This is a genomic window from Bradyrhizobium sp. cir1, from assembly GCF_014198245.1.
Taxonomy (GTDB): domain Bacteria; phylum Pseudomonadota; class Alphaproteobacteria; order Rhizobiales; family Xanthobacteraceae; genus Bradyrhizobium.
Window position 1 is genome coordinate 51,317 of record NZ_JACIHE010000006.1, and the last position, 24,378, is coordinate 75,694.

At 64.2% G+C, this 24,378-nt stretch carries 26 protein-coding genes; 13 read left to right on the forward strand and 13 right to left on the reverse strand.

Features of this window, described 5'->3' with window-relative positions; translation table 11 throughout:
* Positions 1 to 34: 34 nt before the first annotated feature.
* The gene (gene cysS, locus GGD63_RS14925) at positions 35 to 1,417 is read right to left on the reverse strand and encodes a cysteine--tRNA ligase (RefSeq protein ID WP_183243189.1); all 1,383 of its coding nucleotides are present in this window, start codon (positions 1,415 to 1,417) and stop codon (positions 35 to 37) included.
* Positions 1,418 to 1,701: 284 nt separating this feature from the next.
* Between cysS and GGD63_RS14930 the strand changes: the two genes are divergently transcribed.
* Together GGD63_RS14930 and GGD63_RS14935 are read left to right on the forward strand one after the other, a co-directional pair.
* Positions 1,702 to 2,007: a hypothetical protein gene (locus tag GGD63_RS14930; RefSeq protein WP_183243191.1), complete on the forward strand. Its 306-nt coding sequence runs from the start codon at positions 1,702 to 1,704 to the stop codon at positions 2,005 to 2,007.
* A gap of 129 nt (positions 2,008 to 2,136) precedes the next feature.
* Complete coding sequence (locus GGD63_RS14935; protein ID WP_183243193.1) at positions 2,137 to 3,333, forward strand: DUF2865 domain-containing protein; 1,197 nt, start codon at positions 2,137 to 2,139, stop codon at positions 3,331 to 3,333.
* Between the two features lie 51 nt (positions 3,334 to 3,384).
* On the opposite strand, the gene GGD63_RS14940 is transcribed toward GGD63_RS14935, so the two are convergent.
* A complete protein-coding gene (locus GGD63_RS14940) occupies positions 3,385 to 4,293 on the reverse strand; it encodes a DUF2189 domain-containing protein (protein WP_183243710.1) in 909 nt (302 codons plus the stop codon).
* Positions 4,294 to 4,825: 532 nt separating this feature from the next.
* On the opposite strand from GGD63_RS14940, the gene GGD63_RS14945 reads away from it, so the two are divergent.
* From GGD63_RS14945 to GGD63_RS14965, 5 genes are all read left to right on the forward strand, one after another.
* Positions 4,826 to 5,659 (forward strand): cytochrome c oxidase subunit II, encoded by an 834-nt coding sequence (locus tag GGD63_RS14945; RefSeq protein WP_183243195.1) that lies wholly within the window; start codon positions 4,826 to 4,828, stop codon positions 5,657 to 5,659.
* Positions 5,660 to 5,731: 72 nt separating this feature from the next.
* Positions 5,732 to 7,516, forward strand: coding sequence for a cbb3-type cytochrome c oxidase subunit I (locus GGD63_RS14950; protein WP_183243198.1), 1,785 nt, complete (start codon positions 5,732 to 5,734; stop codon positions 7,514 to 7,516).
* Entirely contained in the window at positions 7,513 to 8,220 is a 708-nt protein-coding gene (locus GGD63_RS14955; RefSeq protein WP_183243200.1) for a cytochrome c oxidase subunit 3, read from the forward strand. The genes GGD63_RS14950 and GGD63_RS14955 overlap by 4 nt, the downstream gene beginning before the upstream one ends.
* A gap of 15 nt (positions 8,221 to 8,235) precedes the next feature.
* The gene (locus GGD63_RS14960) at positions 8,236 to 8,958 is read left to right on the forward strand and encodes a heme-copper oxidase subunit III family protein (RefSeq protein ID WP_183243202.1); all 723 of its coding nucleotides are present in this window, start codon (positions 8,236 to 8,238) and stop codon (positions 8,956 to 8,958) included.
* Between the two features lie 9 nt (positions 8,959 to 8,967).
* Positions 8,968 to 9,360, forward strand: coding sequence for a cytochrome C oxidase subunit IV family protein (locus tag GGD63_RS14965; protein WP_183243204.1), 393 nt, complete (start codon positions 8,968 to 8,970; stop codon positions 9,358 to 9,360).
* Positions 9,361 to 9,491: 131 nt separating this feature from the next.
* On the opposite strand, the gene GGD63_RS14970 is transcribed toward GGD63_RS14965, so the two are convergent.
* The 3 genes from GGD63_RS14970 to GGD63_RS14980 are packed head-to-tail and all read right to left on the reverse strand — an operon-like array spanning position 9,492 to position 13,017.
* A complete protein-coding gene (locus tag GGD63_RS14970) occupies positions 9,492 to 11,249 on the reverse strand; it encodes an NAD+ synthase (RefSeq protein ID WP_183243206.1) in 1,758 nt (585 codons plus the stop codon).
* 21 nt (positions 11,250 to 11,270) lie between these two features.
* Positions 11,271 to 11,624, reverse strand: a complete 354-nt coding sequence (locus GGD63_RS14975; RefSeq protein WP_183243208.1) for a diacylglycerol kinase — start codon at positions 11,622 to 11,624, stop codon at positions 11,271 to 11,273.
* 4 nt (positions 11,625 to 11,628) lie between these two features.
* Entirely contained in the window at positions 11,629 to 13,017 is a 1,389-nt protein-coding gene (locus GGD63_RS14980) for a class II 3-deoxy-7-phosphoheptulonate synthase (protein ID WP_183243210.1), read from the reverse strand.
* 181 nt (positions 13,018 to 13,198) lie between these two features.
* Here GGD63_RS14980 and GGD63_RS14985 point away from each other — a divergent pair, with 181 nt between their 5' ends.
* Positions 13,199 to 14,095, forward strand: coding sequence for an alpha/beta fold hydrolase (locus tag GGD63_RS14985; RefSeq protein ID WP_183243212.1), 897 nt, complete (start codon positions 13,199 to 13,201; stop codon positions 14,093 to 14,095).
* Between the two features lie 7 nt (positions 14,096 to 14,102).
* Here GGD63_RS14985 and GGD63_RS14990 read toward each other — a convergent pair whose 3' ends face one another.
* Complete coding sequence (locus GGD63_RS14990; protein ID WP_183243214.1) at positions 14,103 to 14,366, reverse strand: hypothetical protein; 264 nt, start codon at positions 14,364 to 14,366, stop codon at positions 14,103 to 14,105.
* Between the two features lie 186 nt (positions 14,367 to 14,552).
* Positions 14,553 to 16,037 carry an aldehyde dehydrogenase family protein gene (locus tag GGD63_RS14995; RefSeq protein WP_183243712.1) on the reverse strand — a complete coding sequence of 495 codons (1,485 nt, stop codon included), beginning with the start codon at positions 16,035 to 16,037 and terminating at the stop codon, positions 14,553 to 14,555.
* A 113-nt stretch (positions 16,038 to 16,150) separates the two neighbouring features.
* Between GGD63_RS14995 and GGD63_RS15000 the strand changes: the two genes are divergently transcribed.
* Positions 16,151 to 17,233 carry a substrate-binding domain-containing protein gene (locus tag GGD63_RS15000; protein ID WP_183243216.1) on the forward strand — a complete coding sequence of 361 codons (1,083 nt, stop codon included), beginning with the start codon at positions 16,151 to 16,153 and terminating at the stop codon, positions 17,231 to 17,233.
* A gap of 72 nt (positions 17,234 to 17,305) precedes the next feature.
* Positions 17,306 to 17,680, forward strand: a complete 375-nt coding sequence (locus tag GGD63_RS15005) for a winged helix-turn-helix domain-containing protein (protein ID WP_183243218.1) — start codon at positions 17,306 to 17,308, stop codon at positions 17,678 to 17,680.
* 6 nt (positions 17,681 to 17,686) lie between these two features.
* Here GGD63_RS15005 and GGD63_RS15010 read toward each other — a convergent pair whose 3' ends face one another.
* Both GGD63_RS15010 and GGD63_RS15015 read right to left on the reverse strand, forming a co-directional pair.
* Positions 17,687 to 18,064 carry a hypothetical protein gene (locus GGD63_RS15010; protein WP_183243220.1) on the reverse strand — a complete coding sequence of 126 codons (378 nt, stop codon included), beginning with the start codon at positions 18,062 to 18,064 and terminating at the stop codon, positions 17,687 to 17,689.
* Positions 18,065 to 18,166: 102 nt separating this feature from the next.
* Positions 18,167 to 18,745, reverse strand: a complete 579-nt coding sequence (locus GGD63_RS15015; RefSeq protein WP_183243222.1) for a hypothetical protein — start codon at positions 18,743 to 18,745, stop codon at positions 18,167 to 18,169.
* Between the two features lie 161 nt (positions 18,746 to 18,906).
* Here GGD63_RS15015 and GGD63_RS15020 point away from each other — a divergent pair, with 161 nt between their 5' ends.
* The gene (locus GGD63_RS15020; protein ID WP_183243224.1) at positions 18,907 to 19,845 is read left to right on the forward strand and encodes a LysR family transcriptional regulator; all 939 of its coding nucleotides are present in this window, start codon (positions 18,907 to 18,909) and stop codon (positions 19,843 to 19,845) included.
* Between the two features lie 23 nt (positions 19,846 to 19,868).
* Here the strand turns inward: GGD63_RS15020 and GGD63_RS15025 are convergent, their stop codons facing one another.
* From GGD63_RS15025 to GGD63_RS15040, 4 genes are read right to left on the reverse strand one after another with little or no spacing between them, the layout of a single operon-like run.
* Complete coding sequence (locus GGD63_RS15025; RefSeq protein WP_183243226.1) at positions 19,869 to 20,453, reverse strand: TIGR00645 family protein; 585 nt, start codon at positions 20,451 to 20,453, stop codon at positions 19,869 to 19,871.
* A 34-nt stretch (positions 20,454 to 20,487) separates the two neighbouring features.
* Positions 20,488 to 21,123, reverse strand: a complete 636-nt coding sequence (locus tag GGD63_RS15030; RefSeq protein ID WP_183243228.1) for a YjbE family putative metal transport protein — start codon at positions 21,121 to 21,123, stop codon at positions 20,488 to 20,490.
* The gene (locus GGD63_RS15035) at positions 21,120 to 21,482 is read right to left on the reverse strand and encodes a hypothetical protein (protein ID WP_183243230.1); all 363 of its coding nucleotides are present in this window, start codon (positions 21,480 to 21,482) and stop codon (positions 21,120 to 21,122) included. Before GGD63_RS15035 ends, GGD63_RS15030 begins: the two co-directional genes overlap by 4 nt.
* 2 nt (positions 21,483 to 21,484) lie before the next feature.
* The gene (locus tag GGD63_RS15040; RefSeq protein ID WP_183243232.1) at positions 21,485 to 21,940 is read right to left on the reverse strand and encodes a TerB family tellurite resistance protein; all 456 of its coding nucleotides are present in this window, start codon (positions 21,938 to 21,940) and stop codon (positions 21,485 to 21,487) included.
* A 659-nt stretch (positions 21,941 to 22,599) separates the two neighbouring features.
* On the opposite strand from GGD63_RS15040, the gene GGD63_RS15045 reads away from it, so the two are divergent.
* Both GGD63_RS15045 and GGD63_RS15050 read left to right on the forward strand, forming a co-directional pair.
* Positions 22,600 to 22,785: a hypothetical protein gene (locus GGD63_RS15045; RefSeq protein ID WP_183243234.1), complete on the forward strand. Its 186-nt coding sequence runs from the start codon at positions 22,600 to 22,602 to the stop codon at positions 22,783 to 22,785.
* Between the two features lie 348 nt (positions 22,786 to 23,133).
* A complete protein-coding gene (locus tag GGD63_RS15050) occupies positions 23,134 to 24,273 on the forward strand; it encodes a hypothetical protein (protein WP_183243714.1) in 1,140 nt (379 codons plus the stop codon).
* Positions 24,274 to 24,378: the final 105 nt, after the last annotated feature.

Here is a 24,378-nt window from a genome sequence, read left to right on the forward strand (position 1 = left end):
AGCCAGTGCCGCGGGAAAGGCGTGTCGGGCCGCTTCATCGCGATATCTCCCAGGTCGTGCCTTCCTTGGAGTCCTTGATCGCAACGCCCATTGCGGCGAGCAGATCGCGGATGCGGTCGGACTCCTTGAAGTCTTTCCGCGCGCGCGCCGCCGTCCGCTCGGCGATCAGCCGCTCGACCTCCTTGGCATCGACCCCGCTCGCCTGCTGCTTGCGTCCCTCCCACTGCGCAGCGCTCTCGGACAGGAAGCCGAGCAGCCGCAACGAGCCCGCGAGACCGGCGATATCGTTGCTGCGCAGGCCGTGCAGCGCCGCGATCGCCTGCGGCGTATTGAGGTCGTCGAGCAGCGGCTCGACCACGGACGCAGCCGGCCCGCCTGGCACGACGTCGGCGGCGACGCGGTACCAGTCGTCGAGCGTCCTGGCGCTCTCCTCCAGCGACTTCATGGTCCAGTCGATCGGCGAACGGTAATGCGTCTTCAGCATGTTCAGACGCAGCGCCTCACCCGGCCAGTCCTTCAGCAGCTCGTGGATGGTGATGAAGTTGCCGAGGCTCTTCGACATCTTCTCGCTCTCGACCTGCAGGAAGCCATTGTGCATCCAGTAGTTCGCCATGCGCTGCTGGTGGAAGGCGCAGCAGGTCTGCGCGACCTCGTTCTCGTGATGCGGAAACACGAGATCGATGCCGCCGCCATGAATGTCGAAGTGCTCGCCGAGATGCTTCCACGCCATGGCCGAGCACTCGATGTGCCAGCCCGGACGCCCCTCGGCCTTGATGCCGGCCGGCGACGGCCATGACGGCTCGCCCGGCTTGGAGGGCTTCCACAGCACGAAGTCGGTGTTGCCCTTCTTGTAGGGCGCGACGTCGACGCGAGCGCCGGCGATCATCTCGTCCAGCGAGCGATTGGACAGCGCGCCGTAGCGCGGCAGCGAGGAGTTGGCCGCATTCATCGCCTGCGGCGAGAACAGCACATGGTCCTCAGCGGCATAGGCAAAGCCGCCGGCGATCAGCCTTTCGATGATCTCGCGCATTTCGGCGATATGCTCGGTCGCGCGCGGCTCGACGCTCGGCCTGAGCGCACCGAGCGCATCGACATCGGCGTGAAACTGCTTGCCGGTCTGCTCGGTGACTTTGCGGATCGCCTCGTTCAGCGGCAGGCCGGGAAAGTCACGCGCGGCACGGTCGTTGATCTTGTCGTCGACGTCGGTGATGTTGCGGACATATTTGACATGCGCCTCGCCATAGAGATGGCGCAGCAGCCGAAACAGCACGTCGAATACGATCACCGGCCGCGCATTGCCGATATGGGCGAAGTCATAGACGGTCGGTCCGCAGACATACATGCGGACGTTCTTCGCATCGAGCGGCACGAACGGCCGCTTCTCCTTCGTCAGCGTATCGTAAAGGCGTAGTTCCATATGGATACCCATCGGCTGTTGGCCGGGCGTCCAGTGCTCTCAATGTGTTTTGAGAAAAGACGGCTCCAGCCAGCGAATCGCTAGCTCGTAATCTCGCAAATGATGCAAATGGCGAGGAGACCGTTCATGCGGGAACATATGGGCTATGAGGCAGCCCCACGTCAAGTGAGCCGCGAAAATGCCGTCTTCTCCCCGCAATGCGCACCGGCCCGCCGCAATGGTTCCATTCCCCTTAACCTTTTGAGTTTATTAAGAGCGGGCGGTCTCCAGCCCCCGGTACCCCCATGCGATCCCTGTTTGCGCTCGTCTCCTGTGCCACCCTCGTCGCGGCATCCGGCGCATTCGCCGAGACCCGCGTCTTCATCATCGCCAACCAGGCGGACGGCTATGGGATCGACCAGTGCCTGGCCAAAGGCGACAAATGCGGGGCGCAGGTCGCGCGGACCTACTGTCAGTCACGGGATTTTGCGATAGCCTCGGCCTATCGCCGGGTCGATCCCGATGAAATTACCGGCTCTGTCCCCAAAACCGGCGCAAACTGCTCCCATGGCCGTTGCGACGAATATGTCGCAATCACCTGCCAGCGCTGAATTCCCTCGGAGCTGGCGGACCTTAGGACCAGTCTTCGGCCCCTGAAACGACGTGACGATGCCGCAGGAAGCGGCTATTGGAGGGCGCGCTTCGGCCCCCACATCACGCTGGGCCGTGACCTCGCTAGAATGGCGGATATGCCTGAATTTTTGTCTCTCTCCCGTGCCCGCTCCCTCCTTGCCTGCACCGTGCTCCTCGGCACCGTCGTGCTCGCCAATGGCGCTTTGGCGCAGGCCGGGCCGCCCGGCCCGCCGCCTCAGCCCGGCCAGAACGGGCTTGGCCCCAATCCGATGTGCGCCCGGCTGGAAGGCCAGCTCGCCGCGCTCGATCGGGGCGGCGGCGGTGGCGACCCCGCGCGCGAAGAGCAGATTCGCCGTTACCAGGATTCCCAGGCCAAGCAGCAGGCCGAGCTCGATCGCGTCACAATGCAGGCCAAGCGCATGGGCTGCGACTCCTCCGGCTTCTTCTCGCTGTTCAACGGCCAGTCGGCGCAGTGCGGCCCGGTCAACACCCAGATCCAGCAGATGCGCGCCAATCTGGACCAGATCACCGGCAATCTCGAACGCCTGCGTGGCGGCGGCGGCGTCAGCCCGGAACGCGACAACCAGCGCCGCTCGGTGCTGATGGCGCTGGCGCAGAACAATTGCGGCCCGCAATATGCCAACGCCGCGCAGTCGCAGGGCGGCGGCAACTTCCTGAGCAATCTGTTCGGCGGCAACAACAACCCGAACAATCCGCAAGCCGTGCCGCCCTCCGACCTAGGCCCGCAATCCGGCACCTTCCGCACCGTGTGCGTGCGCACCTGCGACGGCGCCTATTTCCCGATCTCCTTCGCCACCGTGCCGGCGCGCTTCCCCGACGACGAGAAGACCTGCAAGGCGCTGTGCCCGGCCGCGGAAGCCGTGCTCTACAGCCATCGCAATCCCGGCGAGGACATGAACTCGGCGGTCTCCATCGGCGGCCAGCCCTACACGGCGCTTCCGACCGCGTTCAAATTCCGCAGCGAGTTCAATCCGTCCTGCTCCTGCAAGGCGGCCGGACAGACCTGGGCGGATGCGCTCAAATCGGCCGACGACAAGGCCGCCGCCGAGCAGCAGGGTGACATCATCGTCACCGAGGAGAGCGCCAGGAAGATGCAGCAGCAGCGCCTCAACAAGAGTGCGCCGACGCCTGCCAACGCCAAGAAGGGCGCGACTCCGGCGCCGCCGGCGACCGCCACCGCACCGGCAGCAACGCCGCCGGCCGATACCGGCACGGCTGCGCCGAGTTCAGAGAACAAGCCGATCCGCTCCGTCGGCCCGACCTTCATCGCTCCGAAGCAATAGCTCTACGGCAATCTCAACCGAAGGCGGTCGCCAGGCGCGGCCGTTTTCCTGTTACTGCTCGCCCTCACGACTCCACGGGAAGAGGTTAGCCGGAAAGTCCGCCGCATAGCGCCTTCCCTTCGGTGGGGGCGGCGGCGCGTCCGGTGGATTCGGATTGGGCTCGACCACCCTCCGGTAGAGGTGCCACGTGGCGTGACCGAGCACCGGCAGCACGACGGCGAGACCGACGAACAGCGGCAGCGAGCCGATCACCAGCAGCGCCGCGACGATCAGCCCCCAGCCCGCCATCGCGACCGGATTGGCAGCCACCACCCGCAGCGACGTACGGATCGCGTCGATCGCGGTGGAATGCCGGTCGAGCATCAACGGGAACGACACGACGCTGACGCACAGGGCAACGACCGCGAACAGGAAGCCGACGCCGCATCCGATGACAATCAGCGACCATCCTTCCGGCGTGGTCAGGACTCGCGTTGCGAAGTCGGGAATGCTTGCAGCCGGCGCGTGACCGAAGATCGTGACGTAGATCGCGTTGGCGACGCCGATCCAGGCCCCGAACAGGACCAGCAGCAGCACGCCGAGCTCGACCATTGCGCCGAACGAGGGTGCGCGCAGCACCTTGATCGCGTCCCACGCTTCAACCTCCTCGCCCCGCTCGCGGCGACGGCTGAGCTCGTAAAGGCCGATCGCAGCAAACGGGCCGATCAGGGCAAATCCGGCAGCCAGCGGAAAAAGCAGCGGGAGGACCGAATGGCCAAGGACCATCCTGAACAGGACGAGACCGAGGACGGGATAAATCGCGCACACGACGATTGCGTGACTTGGCATCGCCTTGAAATCTTCCCAACCCAGGCGCAGCGCCTCGCCGAGGTCAGACAGACTGATCTTGCGAATGGAATAGGAGACCGCTTCGCCGAAGATGTGCCGTCTTACGATGTTGTCGGAGTACAGAGTGGCCATGAACGGACCCTCCCGTGCTGAAAATCGCGATTTTCGATAACACGCGCTTTCCAGCCACGCGTGTCCGCCTGACGAGCAGGAAACGCGATGGGTCGGGTACGGCAACCCAGGTTCAACGAAAAGAGCCTGGCCGGACGGAACCCGTCGCGACCTGCCTTGCGAGCTTAGCGCGCGCGGGGCACGGCTGCACTCACGGTTGGGTGAATTGTGCAGCAGCACGGATTTGTGCGTTGCATCACCCAGACCCAACATACGCACCTGATGCGTTGTCGGCTTGCCGGCGACGGCAACCACGCCACGTCGGGGCAACTACATTGCTCTATTGACGCCGGATTAGGGTGGTATCATTTTAGACGCAGACGCCCTTAGTTGATGGTCGCGAACTGTTCTCTTGATTTCGCGACCAGTGGAATGGGCGAGGCAAAAGGCCGGCGATGGCATAGATGCCAACCAAGAAAGGCCAGCCATCGCGACAGACATGAGCTCCGCCCTGGATTCGTATCCGCAGCCTTGATGGCAAGGATGGATCAGGATGGCTGTCGCACTGATACTGCTCTTGGTCGCAATCGGCTCGGTGCTGTTTCACCTCTACAGCCCGTGGTGGTGGACGCCGATCGCCACCGACTGGAGCTACATCGACCACACGATCAACATCACGTTCTGGATCACCGGGTTCGTCTTTACCGCGGTCATAGCCTTCATGGCCTATTGCGTCTTTCGCTTCCACCACAAGGAAGGAAGACGGGCGGACTACAATCCGGAAAACAAAAGGCTTGAATGGTGGCTCAGTGTCGGGACCGGCATCGGCGTCGCCGCCATGCTCGCACCCGGCCTGGTCGTCTGGCACCAGTTTGTGACGGTCCCGGCAGACGCGACCGAGGTGGAAGTCATGGGCCAGCAATGGCAATGGAGCTTCCGCCTGCCTGGCAAGGACAATCGGTTGGGCACGTCAGACGTCCGTAACATCAGCCCCGAAAATCCGATGGGCCTCAATCGCGACGATCCGCATGGGCAGGACGACGTCGTGATTGAAAATGGCGACCTGCATCTTCCGATCGGCAAGCCTGTCAAGGTCCTGCTCCGCTCCGTCGATGTCCTGCACGATTTCTACGTGCCGGAGTTCCGGGCCAAGATGGACATGGTGCCGGGCATGGTCACTTACTTCTGGATCAGGCCGATCCGGACCGGGACCTTTGACGTTCTCTGCGCAGAGCTTTGCGGTGCCGCGCATTATCAGATGCGGACCAAAGTCATCGTCGAGGAAGAGAGCGACTATCACGCCTGGCTCGGCCAGCAGAAGACGTTTGCCGAGTTGTCGGGCCGAAACGCGGTCGTGAGGGCGACGTACCAATCCGGCGGCAAGTAGGGACAAAAATGCCGCCGCAGACGTGGATCGGACGCGTAATCGCGCCGAGGAAACCACCGAGGAGAGTGTTCTATGGTCGATGTTCCATATGACGGGATCGCCGGCACTGTCGTTCCGCCTGCCGAAGTGCCTGATGTCGAGCTCTACCACCCGAAGAGCTGGCTGACGCGGTATGTGTTTTCGCAGGACGCCAAGATCATCGCCATTCAGTATTCGCTGACGGCATCGGCCATTGGGCTCGTGGCCCTGGTGCTGTCGTGGCTGATGCGACTGCAACTGGGATTTCCCGGCACATTCTCCTTTATCGATGCCAACCAATATCTCCAGTTCATCACCATGCACGGCATGATCATGGTGATCTACCTGCTCACCGCACTGTTCCTCGGAGGCTTCGGCAACTACCTGATCCCGCTGATGGTCGGTGCGCGGGACATGGTCTTTCCCTATGTGAACATGCTGAGCTATTGGGTCTACCTGCTCGCAGTTCTGGTGCTGGCGTCGACCTTCTTCGTGCCCGGCGGCCCCACCGGCGCCGGCTGGACGCTGTATCCGCCACAGGCAATCCTCTCGGGAACGCCCGGACAGGATTGGGGCATCGTTCTGATGCTGGCCTCTCTGATCCTGTTCATCATCGGCTTCACCATGGGCGGACTGAACTATGTGGTGACCGTGCTCCAGGCACGCACCCGTGGCATGACCTTGATGCGTCTGCCCCTGACCGTCTGGGGCATCTTCACGGCGACCGTCATGGCGCTGCTGGCATTCCCTGCACTGTTCGTCGGCTCGGTGATGTTGCTGCTCGACCGTCTCCTGGGAACCAGCTTCTTCATGCCCGCCCTCGTCGAGATGGGCCAGCTCAGCAAATATGGCGGCGGCAGTCCGCTCCTGTTCCAGCACCTGTTCTGGTTCTTCGGTCACCCCGAAGTCTACATCGTCGCCTTGCCGGCCTTCGGAATCGTCTCCGACCTGATCAGCACGCACGCGCGGAAGAACATCTTTGGCTATCGCATGATGGTCTGGGCGATCGTCGCGATCGGTGCACTCAGCTTCGTCGTGTGGGCGCACCACATGTATGTGAGCGGCATGTATCCCTATTTCGGGTATTTCTTCGCCACGACTACGCTCATCATCGCCATCCCCACTGCCATCAAGGTCTATAACTGGGTACTCACCCTGTGGCGTGGCGACATCCATCTCACCGTGCCGATGCTGTTCGCGCTCGGCTTCATCATCACCTTCGTGAACGGCGGACTGACCGGCCTGTTCCTCGGCAACGTTGTCGTGGATGTGCCGCTATCCGACACCATGTTCGTCGTCGCGCATTTCCATATGGTGATGGGCGTTGCGCCAATCATGGTGGTGCTCGGGGCGATCTATCATTGGTACCCGAAGGTCACGGGGCGAATGCTGAACGCCGGCCTGGGGAAGTTTCATTTCTGGGTCACGTTCCTCGGCGCCTACCTGATCTTCTTCCCCATGCACTATCTCGGGCTGCTCGGCGTTCCACGCCGGTACTTCGAACTCGGCGACGCCGCGTTCATTCCGCCTTCGGCGCATTCGCTGAATGCCTTCATCACCGTGGTGGCCCTCACCGTAGGCTTCGCCCAGATGACGTTCCTGTTCAATCTGGTCTGGAGCCTGTTCGAGGGCGAACCGTCGGGCGGCAATCCATGGCGAGCGACTTCGCTGGAATGGCAGACACCCGAGACGCCGCCAGGGCACGGCAACTGGGGCAAGGAGCTCCCGATCGTCTATCGCTGGGCCTATGACTACAGCGTGCCGGGGGCCGCGCAGGACTTCATTCCGCAAAACCAGCCGCCCGCGACTACGGGAGCCGTTCAAGGAGCCGCTTCGTGAGCGCCGTCATCCTGTTTCTGGGTGTGATCGCCGTCATCGCCGGATGGTGGCTGTCGCAGCAGAGGCTGACGTCGAAACCGTGGCTGGAGGAAGGTTCGATCCACGACTTCCCCGGCACGGGCGCAATGACCTGGCCGGCGGCGAAGGTTGGACTTGGCGTGTTTCTCGCTGTCGCCGGGTGCTTGTTCACACTCTTCGTCAGCGCCTACTCCATGCGCATGACCATGGTGGACTGGCGGGCAATGCCCGTGCCGAAAGTGCTATGGTTCAACACGGGCGTGCTGGTGCTGAGCAGCGTCGCGCTGCACTGGGCGTACATCGCCGCGCGCCGAGGCGACATGGACGGCGTCATCGTCGGCCTGCTCGCCGGTGGCACGTCGGCGATCACTTTCCTCGCGGGGCAGCTGCTCGCGTGGCAACAACTCGGTGCCGCCGGCTATTTTGTGGCGTCCAATCCGGCCAATTCCTTCTTCTACATGATCACCGCGGTGCACGGGCTGCATCTGACCGGCGGCCTGGTGGCTCTCGGCCGGACCACGGCCAAGGTATGGCGACAAGATGCTATGACGGCAGAGATGCGTCTGAGCGTGGAGCTGTGCACCATCTACTGGCATTTCCTGCTGCTGGTCTGGCTGGTCCTGCTCGGCCTTCTGACGGGTTGGACCAACGATTTCGTCGACATCTGTCGTCAGTTGCTGAGCTAGGGAGGGCGAAACCAGATGGCCGAGACCGTGCTGACCAATACAGCGCAAGGCGCCGGGCGGCTTCCGGGCTGGCGAGGCATCGCCGCGGACTGGGCCTCGGATCAGCGCGCTTTCAAGAACGTGTCCTGGGGCAAGGCCATGATGTGGATATTCCTCCTCAGCGACACCTTCATCTTCAGTTGCTTCCTGTTGTCCTACATGACCGCGCGCATGTCGACGACCGTGCCGTGGCCCAATCCCAGTGAAGTCTTCGCCCTCAATATCGGGGGCAAGCACATCCCGCTCATCCTGATCGCAATCATGACCTTCATCCTGATCAGCAGCAGCGGAACGATGGCGATGGCCGTCAATTTCGGTTACCGCCGCGATCGCGTCAGGACCGCAATCCTGATGCTGGTCACGGCGGCGTTCGGCGCAACGTTCGTCGGCATGCAGGCCTTCGAATGGACCAAGCTGATCATGGAGGGCGTCCGTCCCTGGGGCAATCCGTGGGGCGCGGCGCAGTTCGGTTCGAGCTTCTTCATGATCACGGGCTTTCACGGCACTCACGTGACGATCGGCGTGATCTTCCTGATCGCGATCGCGCGAAAGGTCTGGCGGGGGGACTTCGACGTCGAGAGGCGTGGTTTTTTCACAAGCCGCAAGGGCTATTACGAGATCGTCGAGATCATGGGCCTGTACTGGCACTTCGTCGATCTCGTGTGGGTATTCATCTTTGCATTCTTCTATCTTTGGTGAGGTCGGCGCATGACAAACGCGACAGTACACTTGGAAGGACAGCTCCACGCTCCGGCGCTTGGCGCAGTCGCAACGGGAGCCGTTCACGCCAAGGGTCAACAGCACCCGATCAAGCTCTACCTCGTGGTCTGGGGCTGGTTGTTCGTCCTCAGCACGTGCTCCTACCTCGTCGACTATTTTGGCCTCCATGGCTATCTGAGGTGGTCGCTGATCCTGCTGTTCATGATCTTGAAGGCCGGCCTGATCGTCGCCGTCTTCATGCACATGGCCTGGGAGCGGCTGGCCCTGGCCTATGCCATCCTGGTGCCCCCGGTCGCCGTGCTGGTCTTTGTGGCCATCATGATGCTCGAGTCCGAATATACGCACCTGCTTCGAGTGCTGTTCTTCGCGACCCCATCGTAGGAACGGCGGTCCCGCGCCTAAAGCGCGATGAGATCTGGATGAATCGTCATCGCGCTTTAGGTTGTTGTTTACGCATGATCTTTTCGGAAAACCGCTTCGCACTTTTCCGGATCATGCTTTAAGGCCGGAGTTCACCCCTCGAACGCGTCGATCGACGCCGTGCTCCCCCGCGAGACCAGCGCCTCGTCGTGTGCAGGCAGCCCCTCGCCCTTGTCGCGGAAGCGGTTGGTGATGGGGTAGCGGCGGTCGCGGCCGAAGTTCCTGGGCGTCACCTTCACGCCGGGCGCGGCCTGCCGGCGCTTGTATTCGGCGACGTTGAGCAGGTGGTCGATGCGGGTGACCGTCTCGCGGTCGAAGCCGGCGGCGATGATCTTATCGAGCGGCTCCTCGCGCTCGACCAGACGTTCGAGGATGGCGTCGAGCACGTCGTAAGGCGGCAATGAATCCTGATCGGTCTGGTTCTCGCGCAGCTCTGCGGTCGGCGGACGCGTGATGATATCGGGCGGGATCACCTCACCCGCCGGCCCAAGCGCGCCATCCGGCTTCCAGCTGTTACGAAGCGCCGCCAGCCGAAACACCTGCGTCTTGTAGATATCCTTGATCGGGTTGAAGCCGCCGTTCATGTCGCCATAGAGCGTGGCATAGCCGACCGACATCTCCGACTTGTTGCCCGTCGTCACCACCATCAGGCCGGTCTTGTTGGAGATCGCCATCAAGAGCGTGCCGCGGGTGCGGGCCTGAAGGTTTTCCTCGGTGATATCGGGCGGCAGATTCTTGAAGATGCCTGACAAAATGGTCTCGAACCCATTCACGGCTTCCGCGATCGGCAAGACCTCGTAGCGGATACCGAGATGACCGGCGAGCTCCCCGGCGTCGGCGATCGAGTGTGCCGCGGTGTAGCGGTAAGGCAGCATCACGCCATGGACCTGGTCGGCGCCGAGCGCGTCGACCGCGATCGCGGCGCAGAGCGCGGAATCGATGCCGCCGGAAATGCCGAGCAGCACGCCGGGAAAGCCGTTCTTGGCGACGTAGTCGCGCAAGCCCAGCACGCAGGCGGCGTAGTCGGCCTTGTCGCCCTCCGGCTGCTCGGCGATCGGCCCCGTGCAGCGCCAGTCGTCGCCGTTTCTGGTGAAGCGGAGCGTGGCGACGTTTTCCTCGAATGCCGGCAGTTGCGCTGCGAGCGAGAGATCGCCGTTGAGCGCGAAGGACGCGCCGTCGAACACCAGTTCGTCCTGGCCGCAAGTCTGGTTGAGATAGACCAGCGGCAGCCCGCTCTCGGTGACGCGCGCCACCGCGACCGACAGGCGCACGTCGTTCTTGTCGCGGGCGTAAGGAGAGCCGTTCGGCACAAGGATGATCTCCGCGCCGGTCTCGGCCAGCGTCTCGACCACGTTCTCGTAGTCCTCGGACTCCTCCAGCCAGATGTCCTCGCAGATCGGCACGCCGATGCGCACGCCGCGCACGGTGACGGGGCCGGCCGCGGGGCCGCGCGCAAACAGCCGCTTCTCGTCGAACACGCCGTAATTCGGCAGATTGCACTTGAAGCGAAGTGCGGCGATGCCGCCGCCGTCGAGCAGCGCGCAGGCATTGTAGAGCCTGCCGTCCTCGACCCAGGGCGTGCCGACCAGCATGGCCGGCCCGCCATCGGCGGTCTCACGGGCGAGCGCTTCGATCGCGACGCGGCAGGCGGCCTGGAAGGCCGGCTTCTGCACCAGATCCTCCGGCGGATAGCCGGAAATGAACAATTCCGGAAACAGCACGAGATCGGCGCCGTCGCCGGCCGCTTGCGCGCGCGCGGTGCGCACCTTCGCGGCATTGCCCTCGATGTCGCCCACGGTCGGACTGAGCTGGGCGAGCGTGACCGCGAATGCGTTGAGACGTTCGGTCATGACGGCCCTTTTCAATTTTCGTCAGACGAAACCCAGCCGCTCGACGATGGCGAAGATCCAGAACGCGCCCGCCATCAGAAGCGCCACACCAACGGCGGCCGAGCCCATGTCCTTGACGCGGCCGATCTGCTTGTCGTGATCCATGGTCAGGCGGTCGGCGAGCTTCTCGATCGCGGTGTTGAGCAGCTCGACCGTCAGCACGAACGCGACCGCACAAATCAATTCGACCGCACGCATCGCTGTCGCACCGATGAACCAGGCCACCGGCAGCGACACGAGGAGCACAAAGATCTCCTCGCGGATGGCCTGCTCCGAGCGGAACGCAAAAGCCAGACCGTTGCGGGAATTGATCGTGGCCTTCCAGATTCGCAGCAAGGTCCTAGAGCCCCGCTGCGACCGGCATCGGCTTGGTCTTGCCGGCGCGTTCCTGCTTCAGCAGCTCGGCGACCAGGAAGGCCATGTCGATGGATTGCTCGGCGTTGAGGCGGGGATCGCAGACCGTGTGGTAACGGTCGTTGAGATCCTCGTCCGTAATCGCGCGGGCGCCGCCGAGGCATTCGGTGACGTCCTGGCCGGTCATCTCCAGATGCACGCCGCCCGCATGGGTGCCTTCGGCGGCGTGGATCGCGAAGAACGACTTCACCTCGGACAGGATGCGGTCGAACGGGCGCGTCTTGTAGCCCGTGGTGGAGGTGATGGTGTTGCCGTGCATGGGATCGCACGACCAGACCACCACTTTGCCCTCGCGCTGCACGGCGCGGATCATGTTCGGCAGGTGCTCTCCGATCTTGTCGGAGCCGAAGCGGCCGATCAGCGTCAGCCGGCCCGGCTCGTTGTCGGGATTGAGCACGTCGATCAGCTTCAGGAGCTCATCAGGCTTCAGCGACGGGCCGCATTTGAGCCCGATCGGGTTCTTGATGCCGCGGAAATATTCGACATGGCCGTGATCGAGCTGGCGGGTGCGGTCACCGATCCAGATCATGTGGCCCGAGGTCGCATACCAGTCGCCGGTGGTGGAATCGATGCGGGTCATGGCCTGCTCGTAGCCGAGCAGCAGTGCCTCGTGGCTGGTGTAGAAATCGGTCGAGCGGAGCTCGGGATGGGCCTCGAGATCGAGGCCGCAGGCGCGCATGAAATTGAGCGCATCCGAAATGCGGTCGGCCAATTCCTTGTAGCGGCGGGACTGCGGACTATCCTTGAGGAAGCCGAGCATCCATTGATGCACGCTGCCGAGATTGGCGTAGCCGCCGGTGGCGAACGCGCGGAGCAGGTTCAGCGTTGCGGCCGACTGGCGATAGGCCATCAGCTGGCGCTGCGGATCCGGCACGCGCGCTTCCTTGGTGAAAGCGATGTCGTTGACGATGTCGCCGCGATAGCTCGGCAGCTCGACGCCGTTCACCTTCTCGGTCGGCGATGAGCGTGGCTTGGCGAACTGGCCGGCGATGCGGCCGACCTTCACCACGGGAACGGCGCCGGCATAGGTCAGCACCACCGCCATCTGCAGCAGCACGCGGAAGAAGTCGCGGATGTTGTTGGCGCCGTGCTCGGCAAAGCTCTCGGCGCAGTCGCCGCCCTGGAGCAGGAAGGCCTCGCCGGCCGCAACGCGGCCCAGGGCCTTCTTCAGATTGCGCGCTTCGCCCGCGAACACCAGCGGCGGAAAGGTCGCAAGCTGCGCCTCGACGTCGGCCAAAGCCTTGGCGTCGGGATAATCGGGCACCTGTAGCACCGGCTTGCTGCGCCAGGACTCGGGCGTCCACCGCTCGGACATCGCAATCTCTCCGTGAAGCAAAAAGCACAACCTGATCTGTGGGTTGCGAGGGCCGCCTTATACACAGGCTGGCAAAGGACCGCCAGTTGTAAATCCGTTTCGCACTGCAAACCCTTGCGGGGAAAGCCAAATTCGCATTTGCTGGGGATGGCTAGGAAAACTGGCAGGACAGCTTCTGCCCATGGACGCGGCGCGCGACGACGTTTTCATCGACGAGATCAGCTTCCCGGCGACCGACGGGTATGCGCTGGCCGGCACCCTGTTCCTGCCGCGCGGCGCCAAGCGCCACGCCGTCCTGATCAATTCGGCCACCGCCGTGCCGCGAAAGATCTATCGCGGCTTTGCCTCCTACCTCGCCCACCGCGGCTGCGCGGTGCTCACTTACGACTATCGCGGCATCGGCGACTCCCGGCTGCCGGCGATGGTCGGCTACAACCAGCCGAAATCGCTGGTCGGCTTCAAGGCCTCGATGTCGGACTGGGCCGCGCTCGACGTCACCGCCGCCGTGCGCTGGATGCGCGAGCGGTACAATACAATGCCACTTGCCTATATCGGCCATTCCTACGGCGGCCAGGCGCTCGGGCTGATCGAGAACAACAGCGACATTTCGCGTGCCGCCTTCGTGGCCTCGCAGGCCGCGACCTGGCGGCTGATGACCTCGCCGGAGAAATACCGTGTCTACGCCTTCATGAATTTTGTCGGCGTGCCGCTGGCCCACGCGCTCGGTTACGCGCCGGGCTGGGCCGGCATCGGCGAGGATTTGCCCAAGGGCGTGTTCCTGCAATGGGCCGAGTGGGTTTCGAGCCCGCGTTATCTGTTCGATTCAAAGCTGCCGGCGCTGGACAATTTCGCGAAGTTCAGGGGCGAGCTGCGCGCGCTGTGCTTCTCCGACGATCCCTGGGCAACGCGCCCCGCGGTCGAGCTGCTCGCGAGCGGATTCACCGCGATCCAGCCGGAGGTATTGACGGTGAAGCCGTCCGATGTCGGCGCCAAGGCCATCGGCCATTTCGGCTTCTTCCGCCCCGAGCACCGCGACACGCTGTGGCGCGGCGTCGCGGAATGGATCCAGGGGGAGTGAAACTGCGTCAGCGGATGATCGTGGTCAGCGACGAGTAACGCCTGTTCGGCTTGGCGTCGCCCGGCGCGAACTGCGCGAAGGCGTCGCTGACGCGGACCGCCGGCGGCGTGTCGCTCGCGAACCGAAACTCCTTCGGCCGCGGCGCATAGAAGCTGGCGCGGTAATAGGCGTCGTCGAAGCGCGCCTCGCCGGCGCCGAACACTGCGTCGCAGACGAACAGGAGCGCATACACTCCCGCAACCGCCACGACGATCTCCCTGAAGATTGACATGATGATGCCCTGCCCTTTTGCGGGCAGGATGCAGGCCGGTTCCAAAGCTCTGGTTTAAGGCGCCGTGCTTCCTGTCGGGAGGGTTTGCGGCCGCTGAGCCGAATGCAGACAATTTTATCGATCTCGAAAAAGAGCCCGCCTGACCGGACGATCAGGCGGGCCCAGGATTGGCCGATCGGGAGGTTCTCAGACGGCCAGGTTCATCCACACAGCCTTGGGCTCGGTGAAATTGTCGATCGCGGCGGTGCCGTGCTCGCGGCCGAGACCGGAGTCGCGCTCGCCGCCCCAGGGCAGGCGCACGTCGGTATAGCCATAGGTGTTCATCCAGACCGTGCCGGCGCGGGCCCGCTTGGCGAAGCGCTGCAGCTTGCCGATGTCGCGGCTCCAGGCGCCGGCGGCGAGGCTGTAGGCGGTGCCGTTGGCGATCCGAAGCGCATCGGCCTCGTCCTTGAACTTGATGACGCTGACGACGGGACCGAAGATTTCCTCCTGCGAGATCCGCATCTCGTGCGCCACGCCCGCGAACACGGCGGGGCTGATGAAGTAGCCGCGCTCGCCGACCCGCGTGCCGCCGGTGACGAGGCTCGCGCCCTCCTTCCGGCCGATATCGACATAGTCGAGGATCGACTTCATCTGCTTCTCGGAGATGACGGGGCCGAGCGCCGTCTTGCGGTCGAGCGGATCGCCGATCCTGAGCGATTTCGCGCGGGCAGCCAGCCGCTCGACGACCTCGTCATAGGCATTCTCCTGCACCAGCACCCGCGAGCCGGCCGAGCACACCTGGCCGGCATTGAAGAAGATGCCGGAAGCCGCCGCCTTGCTCGCTGCTTCAAGATCGGCATCGTCGAAAATGACATTGGCCGACTTGCCGCCAAGCTCGAGCGAGACGCGCTTGAAGTTGCCGGCCGCGCCTTTCATGATTCCGCGGCCCACGCCGGGCGAGCCGGTGAAAGTGACCTTGTCGACGTCGGGGTGATTGACCAGCGCGTCGCCGACGACGCGGCCAGGCCCCGTCACGACGTTGAAGACGCCCGCCGGAAGTCCGGCTTCGAGCGCGAGCTCGGCGATGCGCAGCGCCGACAGCGAGGTCAGCTCGGCCGGCTTCATCACCACGGTGCAGCCGCAGGCGAGCGCCGGCGCGAGCTTCCACATCCCGATCATCAGCGGGAAATTCCACGGCACGATCGCCGCGACCACGCCGACCGGCTCGCGCATGGTGTAGGTCAGCGCATCGTCACGCACCGGCACGACATCGCCGCTGATCTTGTCGGCCCAGCCGGCGTAATAGATCAGCGTGTCCACCGCGGCCGGAAAGTCCTGGCGCATCGTCGCGGCAACAGGCTTGCCGGCGTCGATCGACTCGAGCTCTATGATTTCCTCGGCGTGTGCCTTCAGCAGATCCGCCCAGCGCAACAGGATCTGGCCGCGCTCGGAGGCGCGCATCGTGCGCCATGGGCCTTCGAACGCCCGGCGTGCCGCGGCGACCGCATGCTCGACATCGGCCTCGCCGCCTTCGGCGACGGTGGCGATGACCTGCCCGGTGGCGGGATTGAGGGATTTGAAGGTGCGGCCGGAGCTGGCGGGGACGCGGCGGCCGTCGATGAGCAGATGCTGTGGCCGGGCCATGAACTCGGTCGCCGGCGAATGCGCAAAGTCATATGCAACAGACATCATATTTCCTCCAGTTCTGGTATGCCAGACTAGGCGCCTGTTGGCCGGAGTAAATATGATATGATCTGCAAATGGGCGTCGAATATATGAAGCGCAGTTCATAAGGGAGGCCGATGCTTCAGATCGAGATCGAGGCCGTCTGGCGGTTTCGCCGCGAGGGCAGCCCGCGCACCGTCGCCGTCATGCTCGGCGTGCTCAACGAAATCCGGAAGACCGGCAAGATCACCAGTGCCGCCAGCGATGCGCATCTCTCCTACCGGCACGTCTGGAATCTGATCGAGCAATGGTCGGAGTTCTTCGGCACCCCTCTGGTCGAAACCCAGCGCGGCAAGGGCTCAAAACTCACGCCGTTCGGCGAGCGGCTGGTATGGGCCGGCGAGCGCATGCAGGCGCGACTCGGGCCGCAGCTCGACAACCTCGCCCAGGAGCTCGCCAGCGAGATCAAGCCATTCCTCGAGCAGCGCCCGTCGGTGATCCGCGTGCATGCGAGCCACGGCTTTGCGGTGGCAAAGCTCCGCGAATTCCTCGACCGCGAACCCGGCATCGGCGTCGATCTGCGCTATGTCAGCAACCAGCATTCGCTGGTCTCGCTGGCGCAAGGCGCCTGCGACCTCTCCGGCCTGCATCTGCCGCACGGCGCGCTGCGCGCCCAGGGCATCAAGGCCGCGCGCGAATGGCTCGATCCGCGCGAGGACCGCATCATCAGCTTCGTCACGCGCGAGATGGGCCTGATGGTCGCGCGAGGCAATCCGCTGCGCATCGCCTCGCTGAGCGGTCTCACCGGGCCAAAAGTCCGCTTCGTCAACCGCGACCATGATTCCGGCACGCGCCTGCTGTTCGACCAGCTGCTCGCCGCAAACGGCATCGACGAAAGCAGGATCAACGGCGCGCAGCAGATCGAGTTCACCCACGCCGCCGTCGCGGCCTATGTCGCAAGCGGCATGGCGGATGCGTGCTTCGGCGTCGAGGCGGCCGCGCGACAGTTCGGCCTCGACTTCATCCGCCTCCTCACCGAGGATTATTTCTTCGTCTGCAAGCGCGCCTTCCTCGATACCGCCCCGATGCAGCGCATCCTCGAGATCATCCGCAGTGCCGATTTTCGCGCCGCCGTCGCCACCCTGCCCGGCTACGTGCCGTCGGATACGGGCACCGTGACCGGCGTGAAGGCGTTTCTGGAGATGCACGCCGTGCGATGACGGCGCGCGCTCACCTTGTCCGAGGTGGGCAAGAGTGGCAATCTCGTCGAGCAAAGTACACGAGATCCCATCATGTCGCGCGCGAGCGCCAAATCGCTTCCCCAACTGAGCCTTCGCATCGACCTCGACGGCGAGGGCCGGATCGGACCCGGCAAGATCGAGCTGCTTGAGCAAATCCGCGAGCACGGCTCGATCTCGGCGGCCGGCCGGGCCATGGACATGTCCTACAAGCGGGCCTGGGATCTCGTCGACGAGATCAAGCGCATCTGCAGACATGCCGTCGTCGAGCCGCAGGCCGGCGGCAAGAACGGCGGCGGCGCGATGCTGACTCCATTCGGTGCGAAACTTGTCGCGCGCTACCGCAAGATCGAGCGCGACGCCGCGCGCGCGGTGCACAAGGAGCTGGAAGCGCTGAGGAGCGACATCGCCCGTTCGCGCAAGTCGTGATGGCGGCTAATTCGGCCGCACCGCCACCCCGGGCATCGGCTGGGTCAGCGCTTCACCGAGCAGGCTCTGCTCGGCCTTAGGAATCGAGAAGCGAACCTTGAAGCCGTCTTCGGTCTGCAGCGTGATGATGCGCTGGGTCGTGTCGGTCGATTGCTCCAGTACCCACGACGCCAGCGGATAGGCGTAGCGCAGGCTCTGGTCGCCGTAGCGCGCCTTCAGCGCCGTCTCGAGCAGTCCGGGCAGCGTCATGATGAGGGCACCGACCTGGTTGAGCGAGACGCTGACGGCTGCGGGATTGCCCGTGACGTCCTCGAAGCCCAGCGAGATCGCGCCACCGTCGGCCGCCACCTCGCAGGTCGTGAGCGATCTGACCTTGATTTCCATCGAGAACTCCGGAGCGCAGTTCCGCTATATCCTATAAGATATAGCGATATGTGCGATCAGGTCCAGCCGGTTCTTTTGGAACATCTCGATCCAGCCGGTCGCTCAGACCAGCGGCTCGTCCTTCAGCGCCGACACCACCTGCTCGCCGCGCTCGGTCAGGCGATAGGTCACCAGCGGCCGGCTCGACGGCGGCTTGCGATCGATCTCGACGATGTAGCCGCGCACCATCAGCGCTTCGAAGCTGCCATAGTAGCCGAACATGCTGATCTGGTTCTGCTTGAGCAGCTTGAACTCGCGCAGCAGGCGGATCTCGTTGCCCGAGAGCAGCGAGCGGCGCACGCGCTGCACGAACCGCGCGCGCTGCTCGAACCAGGCCTGATCGGGCAATTCATGCGCGGCCGGCGCCGGATCGCGCTCGCAGGGGCGCGCCTCCGGCATGGCGTCGGCCATCACCTGTGGCAGGCACGGCATGCTGCTGATGACCGCTTCCCTCGCGACGTCGAGCAATGCGATCGACCAGCACCGCTTGTTGTCTACCATGACCGGCGGCGGCACGATGTTGTCGCGCACCAATTGCTCGAACCGCCCGGCGGTGACGCCGACATAGGCGGCCGCCCGTCGGCGATCGACCAGACGGGTGTCCGGCCCGTGCTCCAGCTCGCAAGCGATGTTCTCGTCCACCCGAAATCCCCTGGCGCCTCGTTGCGCAAGGCATGGCGTCTTCCCGGCAGGGCCGGCCAAGCCGGCGGCGAACCTAGGGGCGAGCAGCGCTCTCGAAAAGCAGAGAATTTCGTACATGTTGCTGCCGTTTCGGCAACGGCTATAGTCCCCCCAGGGGTCCCATGCGCTTTCACTCGCCGGCCATCCAGTATTTCCATGCGGTCCGCCGCACCGGCTCGATCCGGGCGGCCGCGCGCGTCCTGAACGTCGCCTCCTCGGCCGTCAGCCGCCAGATTCTCAAGCTGGAGCAAGAGGTTGGAGCACCCCTGTTCGAGCGCAATGCGCGCGGCCTGACGCTGACGACGGTCGGCGAGATGCTGGCCCGGCATGTCATGAACGTGCTCCAGGACCTCGACCGCTTCCGCTCGGACGTCGCCTCCCTGTCCGGCACCTGGCACGGCACCGTCAGCATCGCCTGCATCGAATCGCTGACGGAATCCGTCCTGCCGGACCTGATCGCATCCCATCGCGGCCGGGCCCGCCGCGTCAGCTTCACCACCGAGGTGAAGGGATCGTCGGACGTGCTGGAGTCCTTAAGCCGCGGCGAAGCCGATATCGGCATTGCCATGGCGCTCCGCCATCCGCCGGACCTGCGGCAGGTCGCATTGAAGCGGTTTCGTCTCGGCGCCGTGGTCGCACGCGAGCATCCGCTGGCGCGCCGCAAGACGGTGACGCTGGAGCAATGCCTCGCCTTCCCCGTCATCAACGCGCTGCCAGAGCTGTCGATCTATCATCTGCTGCAGCCGCTGATCGCGCAGCTCTCCGAGACGCCGGAGCCGGCGATCCAGGCCAACTCGATCGACCTGATGCGCGAGCTCGCCGCACGCGGCGTCGGCGTCGCCTTCCAGACCCAGCTCGGCATCGGCCGGCTGTCGCGCGACAGCCAGCTCGTCTTCCTGCCGCTCGACAATGCCGGCAGCCCGGTCTGGTCCGATCTCGGCATCTATGTCCGCGCCGAGCGCACCCTGCCCGCCTACACCGAGTCGTTTCTTCAAGAGCTGGTGCGCGAACTGGGCGAACGCGAGCGGCGCGAGAACCCGGCCTATCCGCAGACGCCGTGACGTCTGGTCAGGCGCGCCCGCGCTCAGCCGTGCCCGGCTGCCTTGCGGTGGCCGTTGTCGCTGAGGCGGTCGACCCAGGCGATGCCGATCGCGGAGATGATGAAGGTCAGATGAATCAAGACCTGCCACATCACGCCGCTCTCGGTGAAATTGCTGCGCGTGGTGCCGAGATTGCCGGCCTCGATGAAGGTCCGCAGCAGCGAGATCGAGGAGATGCCGATGATCGCCATCGCCAGCTTGATCTTGAGCACGCTGGCATTGACGTGGCTCAGCCATTCCGGCTCGTCGGGATGGCCGTTCAGGTTCAGCCGCGAGACGAACGTCTCGTAACCGCCGACGATCACCATCACCAGCAGGTTCGAGATCATGACGACGTCGATCAGTCCGAGCACGACCAGCATGATCTGCTGCTCGCTGGCGTCGAAGGAATGCACGACCAGGTGCCAGAGCTCTTTCAGGAACAGCATCACGTAGACGCCCTGCGCGATGATCAGGCCGACATAGAGCGGCACCTGTAACCAGCGCGAGCCGAAGATCAGCTGCGCGAACGGGCCGATTTCCGGCCGCGGCGACGGCGCAGCCGAAGGTGCATTGAGTTCAGACGTCATTGATCACTCCGGAGTGCAGGCAGGACGCGTCCGCTTAGAGACTCGCGATCACGGGCGCAAGCTCGAGCGAGCCGCGATAGATCATCTCGAAGGCAACGTAAACGATGATGGCGAGACCGACATACGCGATCCAGCGCTGCTTCTGCAGCACCCGGCCGAGCAGGTCGGCGGCGACGCCCATCATCGCGACCGACAACAAAAGGCCGAAGGCCAGGATGTAGGGATGCTCGCGCGCGGCGCCCGCGACCGCGAGCACGTTGTCCAGCGACATCGAGACGTCGGCGGCGACAATCTGCACCGCGGCCTGGCCGAAGGTCTTGCGCTGCACCGGCGCAGCACCGGCGCCGCCGCCATGGCTGAAGGCGAGCTCGCGCGAATGCGCCTGTTCCCGCAGTTCGCGCCACATCTTCCAGCACACCCAGAGCAGCAGCACGCCGCCGGCGAGCAGAAGGCCGATCACCTGCAACAGCTGGGTCGCGACGCCGGCAAAGACGATACGCAAGCCAGTTGCAGCGGCAATGCCGACGATGATGGCACGCCGGCGCTGCGCGGCCGGAAGGCCGGCGGCGGCAAGGCCGATGACGACAGCGTTGTCGCCGGCAAGCACGAGATCGATCATAACGACCTGAAGCAGCGCAGCCAGCGCATCTGTGGTGATGAATTCAGTCATGATTGATCATTTTTCGGTGTGGACGGATCGAGCCAATGCGGCTTGCGCCGCTCGATCCAGTCGAAGACCTTTGAACGGGAGGAGCGCAGCGTCGGCACGTCCTCGGCGAGCAGCGCAAGACCAAGCGGCAGCATCCAGACGCCAAGCACCGGCAGGAAGGAGAGCACGCCGCCCACGACGAGCAACGCGCCCGAGGGAATCCGCACCCACCGGCTGGAGGGCTTGAGCAGATAGGTGACGGTGTCGCCCATGCGCGGCGGCAGGCGATGGACGAGCTTGTCGAGGCGCGGATCGCCGCCGGCCACCTGGCCGGCGGCGCCCTCGATCCCGGCCGTGTGCTCTTCCGATGCCGTGCTCATGCTTACTCCCTTGCGATGCTGCTTGCCGCACTGGGCCCGACCTGCTTCGCGCGCGGCAGCACCAGCGTCAGCAGCCGCAGCAGCTTGATCGCCTGCACCTCATGCGGATGCACGTCCTCGTCCGCGGCCGCGACGCGCTCCGACAGCTCGATCAGATGCGATGACAGCGGCATGTTCGAAACCGGCCGCAACGTGTCGATCACCACATTGGCAAAGTCCGGCTCCTCCAATCGTTCCGCCAGTTCGTCGAACATCGAAAGCAGCCGTTCGTCGCCGATATGCGGCGCCAGTTCGCGATCCCTGATGAAGCGGATCACCTCGTCGCGCTCGACCGGCGAGACACGCCGGTCGGCCACCGCGACCAGCGCGCCGGCAATGACCAGTGCCACCGCCGCCTGCTCGTTCAGGCTGGATGGCTCGGCGATCTCGGTCGTATCGGAGAATTTGGCGTCAGACATCGTTGCTCCTCGTTTTGCGAAAATGGCCGCGTGGAGCTGCGATGGGGACGACGGGTCGGAAGGAACTCGAGAAGGCCCGACGATCGGCCGATCCATCGCATTCGCGCGGGACAGGTCATCCGACATCGCGAGGTTTGCCGACATCTGTCGGCGTCCTCGCCAGAGGGGCCCGGATTCTTGTTCGCCTCAGAAATAAAGATGGGTCTGTCGGAATCAAGGCGATATGACTGCGACCAGCCGCCGCATCGGTTCCGTGTTGCCATGTCTGGTTAAGCAGTTGCGCATGCAGCTTCGTAGCCCGGATGAGCGAAGCGATATCCGGGGACACTGGCCCCGCATGTCGCTTCGCTCATGCGGGCTACGGGAGATCCCCACGGGGCATCGTCTGCATCCGGGGCACGAGAGCGTTGGTTTCGTGCACACCTGTTTCAACACCGTTATTGCGAGCGCAGCGAAGCAATCCAGAATCCCTCCGCGGAAAGACTCTGGATTGCTTCGCTGCGCTCGCAATGACGGTGCATGGGCGACATCGCAGCCATGTCACGATGGATCGCTACGATCTCCGGAACGAGCGCTCCGATACCTACGCCCTCATAGCGCCCGCGCAAGCTTCGGCAGCGAAAAGGTCGTCCTTGAATTCGACGACCGCGGAGAATCGCATGCACAGCATCACGTCCTGCACCGGCTGCGGCCATGCGCTTGTCCCGATGCTGACGGCCAAGGGCCGTGCACAGCTGAGCTGCCTCTGGTGCGAAGGCATCGACGCGCGCGCGGTGGACATGGCGAAGTGGGCGGACAGCCCGTCCGGCAAGCCGGAGCGGACCGTCCGTCAATCGTTCGAATGAGCCGCGCCGGGGACAGAGTCGCCGCCATTCGCTTGTCCCCCGCGGCCTGCACGGTTGCATGGCCTTTGCAGGACATGCCGACAAATTAGACAAATGCGTCCTCGACCGGACTTGCGGGCTTTGCGAACAGGGCCCGGCAGGCTGGTGAACCGCGCTATCTAACCTCAGGCGCAACCTCGATTTTTCTCTCGCCGCGTGAAGCCGGAGGGCCCGCGCGCTGCGCCGCACGCCGACTGGCCCAAAATTCGCAAGACATCGCCACGCCGGCTTCCCTGCCCTCCGGCGACAAGGAGCAGCATGATTGCGCGCACCCAGCTCCGGGATGACGGCCTCACATCGGAGAATGCCATGAACGTGCATGCTGCCGGCGATCTCAAATTTACTGGCCTCACCCGCCCGGATGGCTCACCCCTTCGTCTCAACGATCAGGACTTCGTCGCGATCGATCGCGACAAGAATGCGAAGTTCGAGGCGACCTACCGACCGCAGGCGCTCTACAACCGCGCCAACGAGGGCTTCCACGCCAACAACGAGACCTTCCTGCTGCACGAGGTCGCGACCAACCTTCCGATCTACCGCCCCGATACCGGCCCCACCGATTTCCACCTGCATCTGCCGCCGGGCGGCTTTCAGCTCGTTCTGGTTACCTCGGGCGCCTTCACCTTCGACTATGACGGGCGCTGGTACAATGTCGGCCCCGGCGCGGTGATGCTGCAAAGCGCGATCGTGCATCGCCAGCTGTTCTACACCTGGTCGGGCCTGTCGACCGAAGAGAACCTGAAGACGCCGCAGACGGTGGTGCCCGATCCGATCTCGATGGGCTATTCCGGCAAATTCCTCGAAGCCTTCATCACCGATCCCACCACCTTTCCGAACCCGACCATTGTCGGCCCGGATCAGATCAATGAGGACGAAACGCCGCGCGTGGCCTGGAGCCATCCGCTGCATGACCGCCCGGCCAATGCCGGCTTCTGGCTTCAGGATCCCCTGGCGCTGGACGCGCTGTTCAAGCCGCTCACCGATGGTTCTGTCAAATCGGCCATGCCGGTTTACGTGCGCGACATCGGCATCGAGATTCCGAGCGGGCATCTCGTCACCGGCCACATCATCGCGACCGACCCGCGCGGCCACGCACTCTTGCCGAAGAGCACGTCTGCCGCAGCGGACGCGACCTGTTTTGCCAAGGGCGAGGTCGTGATCTACCGCGTCATCCGCGGCACGGCCGAGTTCAAGAAGAAGTCCGGTGAGACCTTCGAGCTCTCCGCCGGCGACGTGGTGACGGCGGGCAAGGATTCCATCAGCCTCACCGGCGTCGGCGAGAACACGCAAGTTCTCCGCCTCGGCCTGCTCAAGGGCATGAACGAGCTTCGCAGCTGGACCCCGACACAGCGCGACGAGATCGATGGCCTCGCCGGTCAGATCATCACGCACAAGGACGTCCGTCCCCTCCGCACCGAAGGCAAGCCGGTCGGATATCTGTACGGGTAGGGCCGGCTACACCGTCGCATAAAAGGAAAACGTGGCCGGCATCTCGCTTGCGGCCATCCTTCGAGACGCCCGCCTGCGGCGTGCCCTCAGGATGAGGTCGGGGTT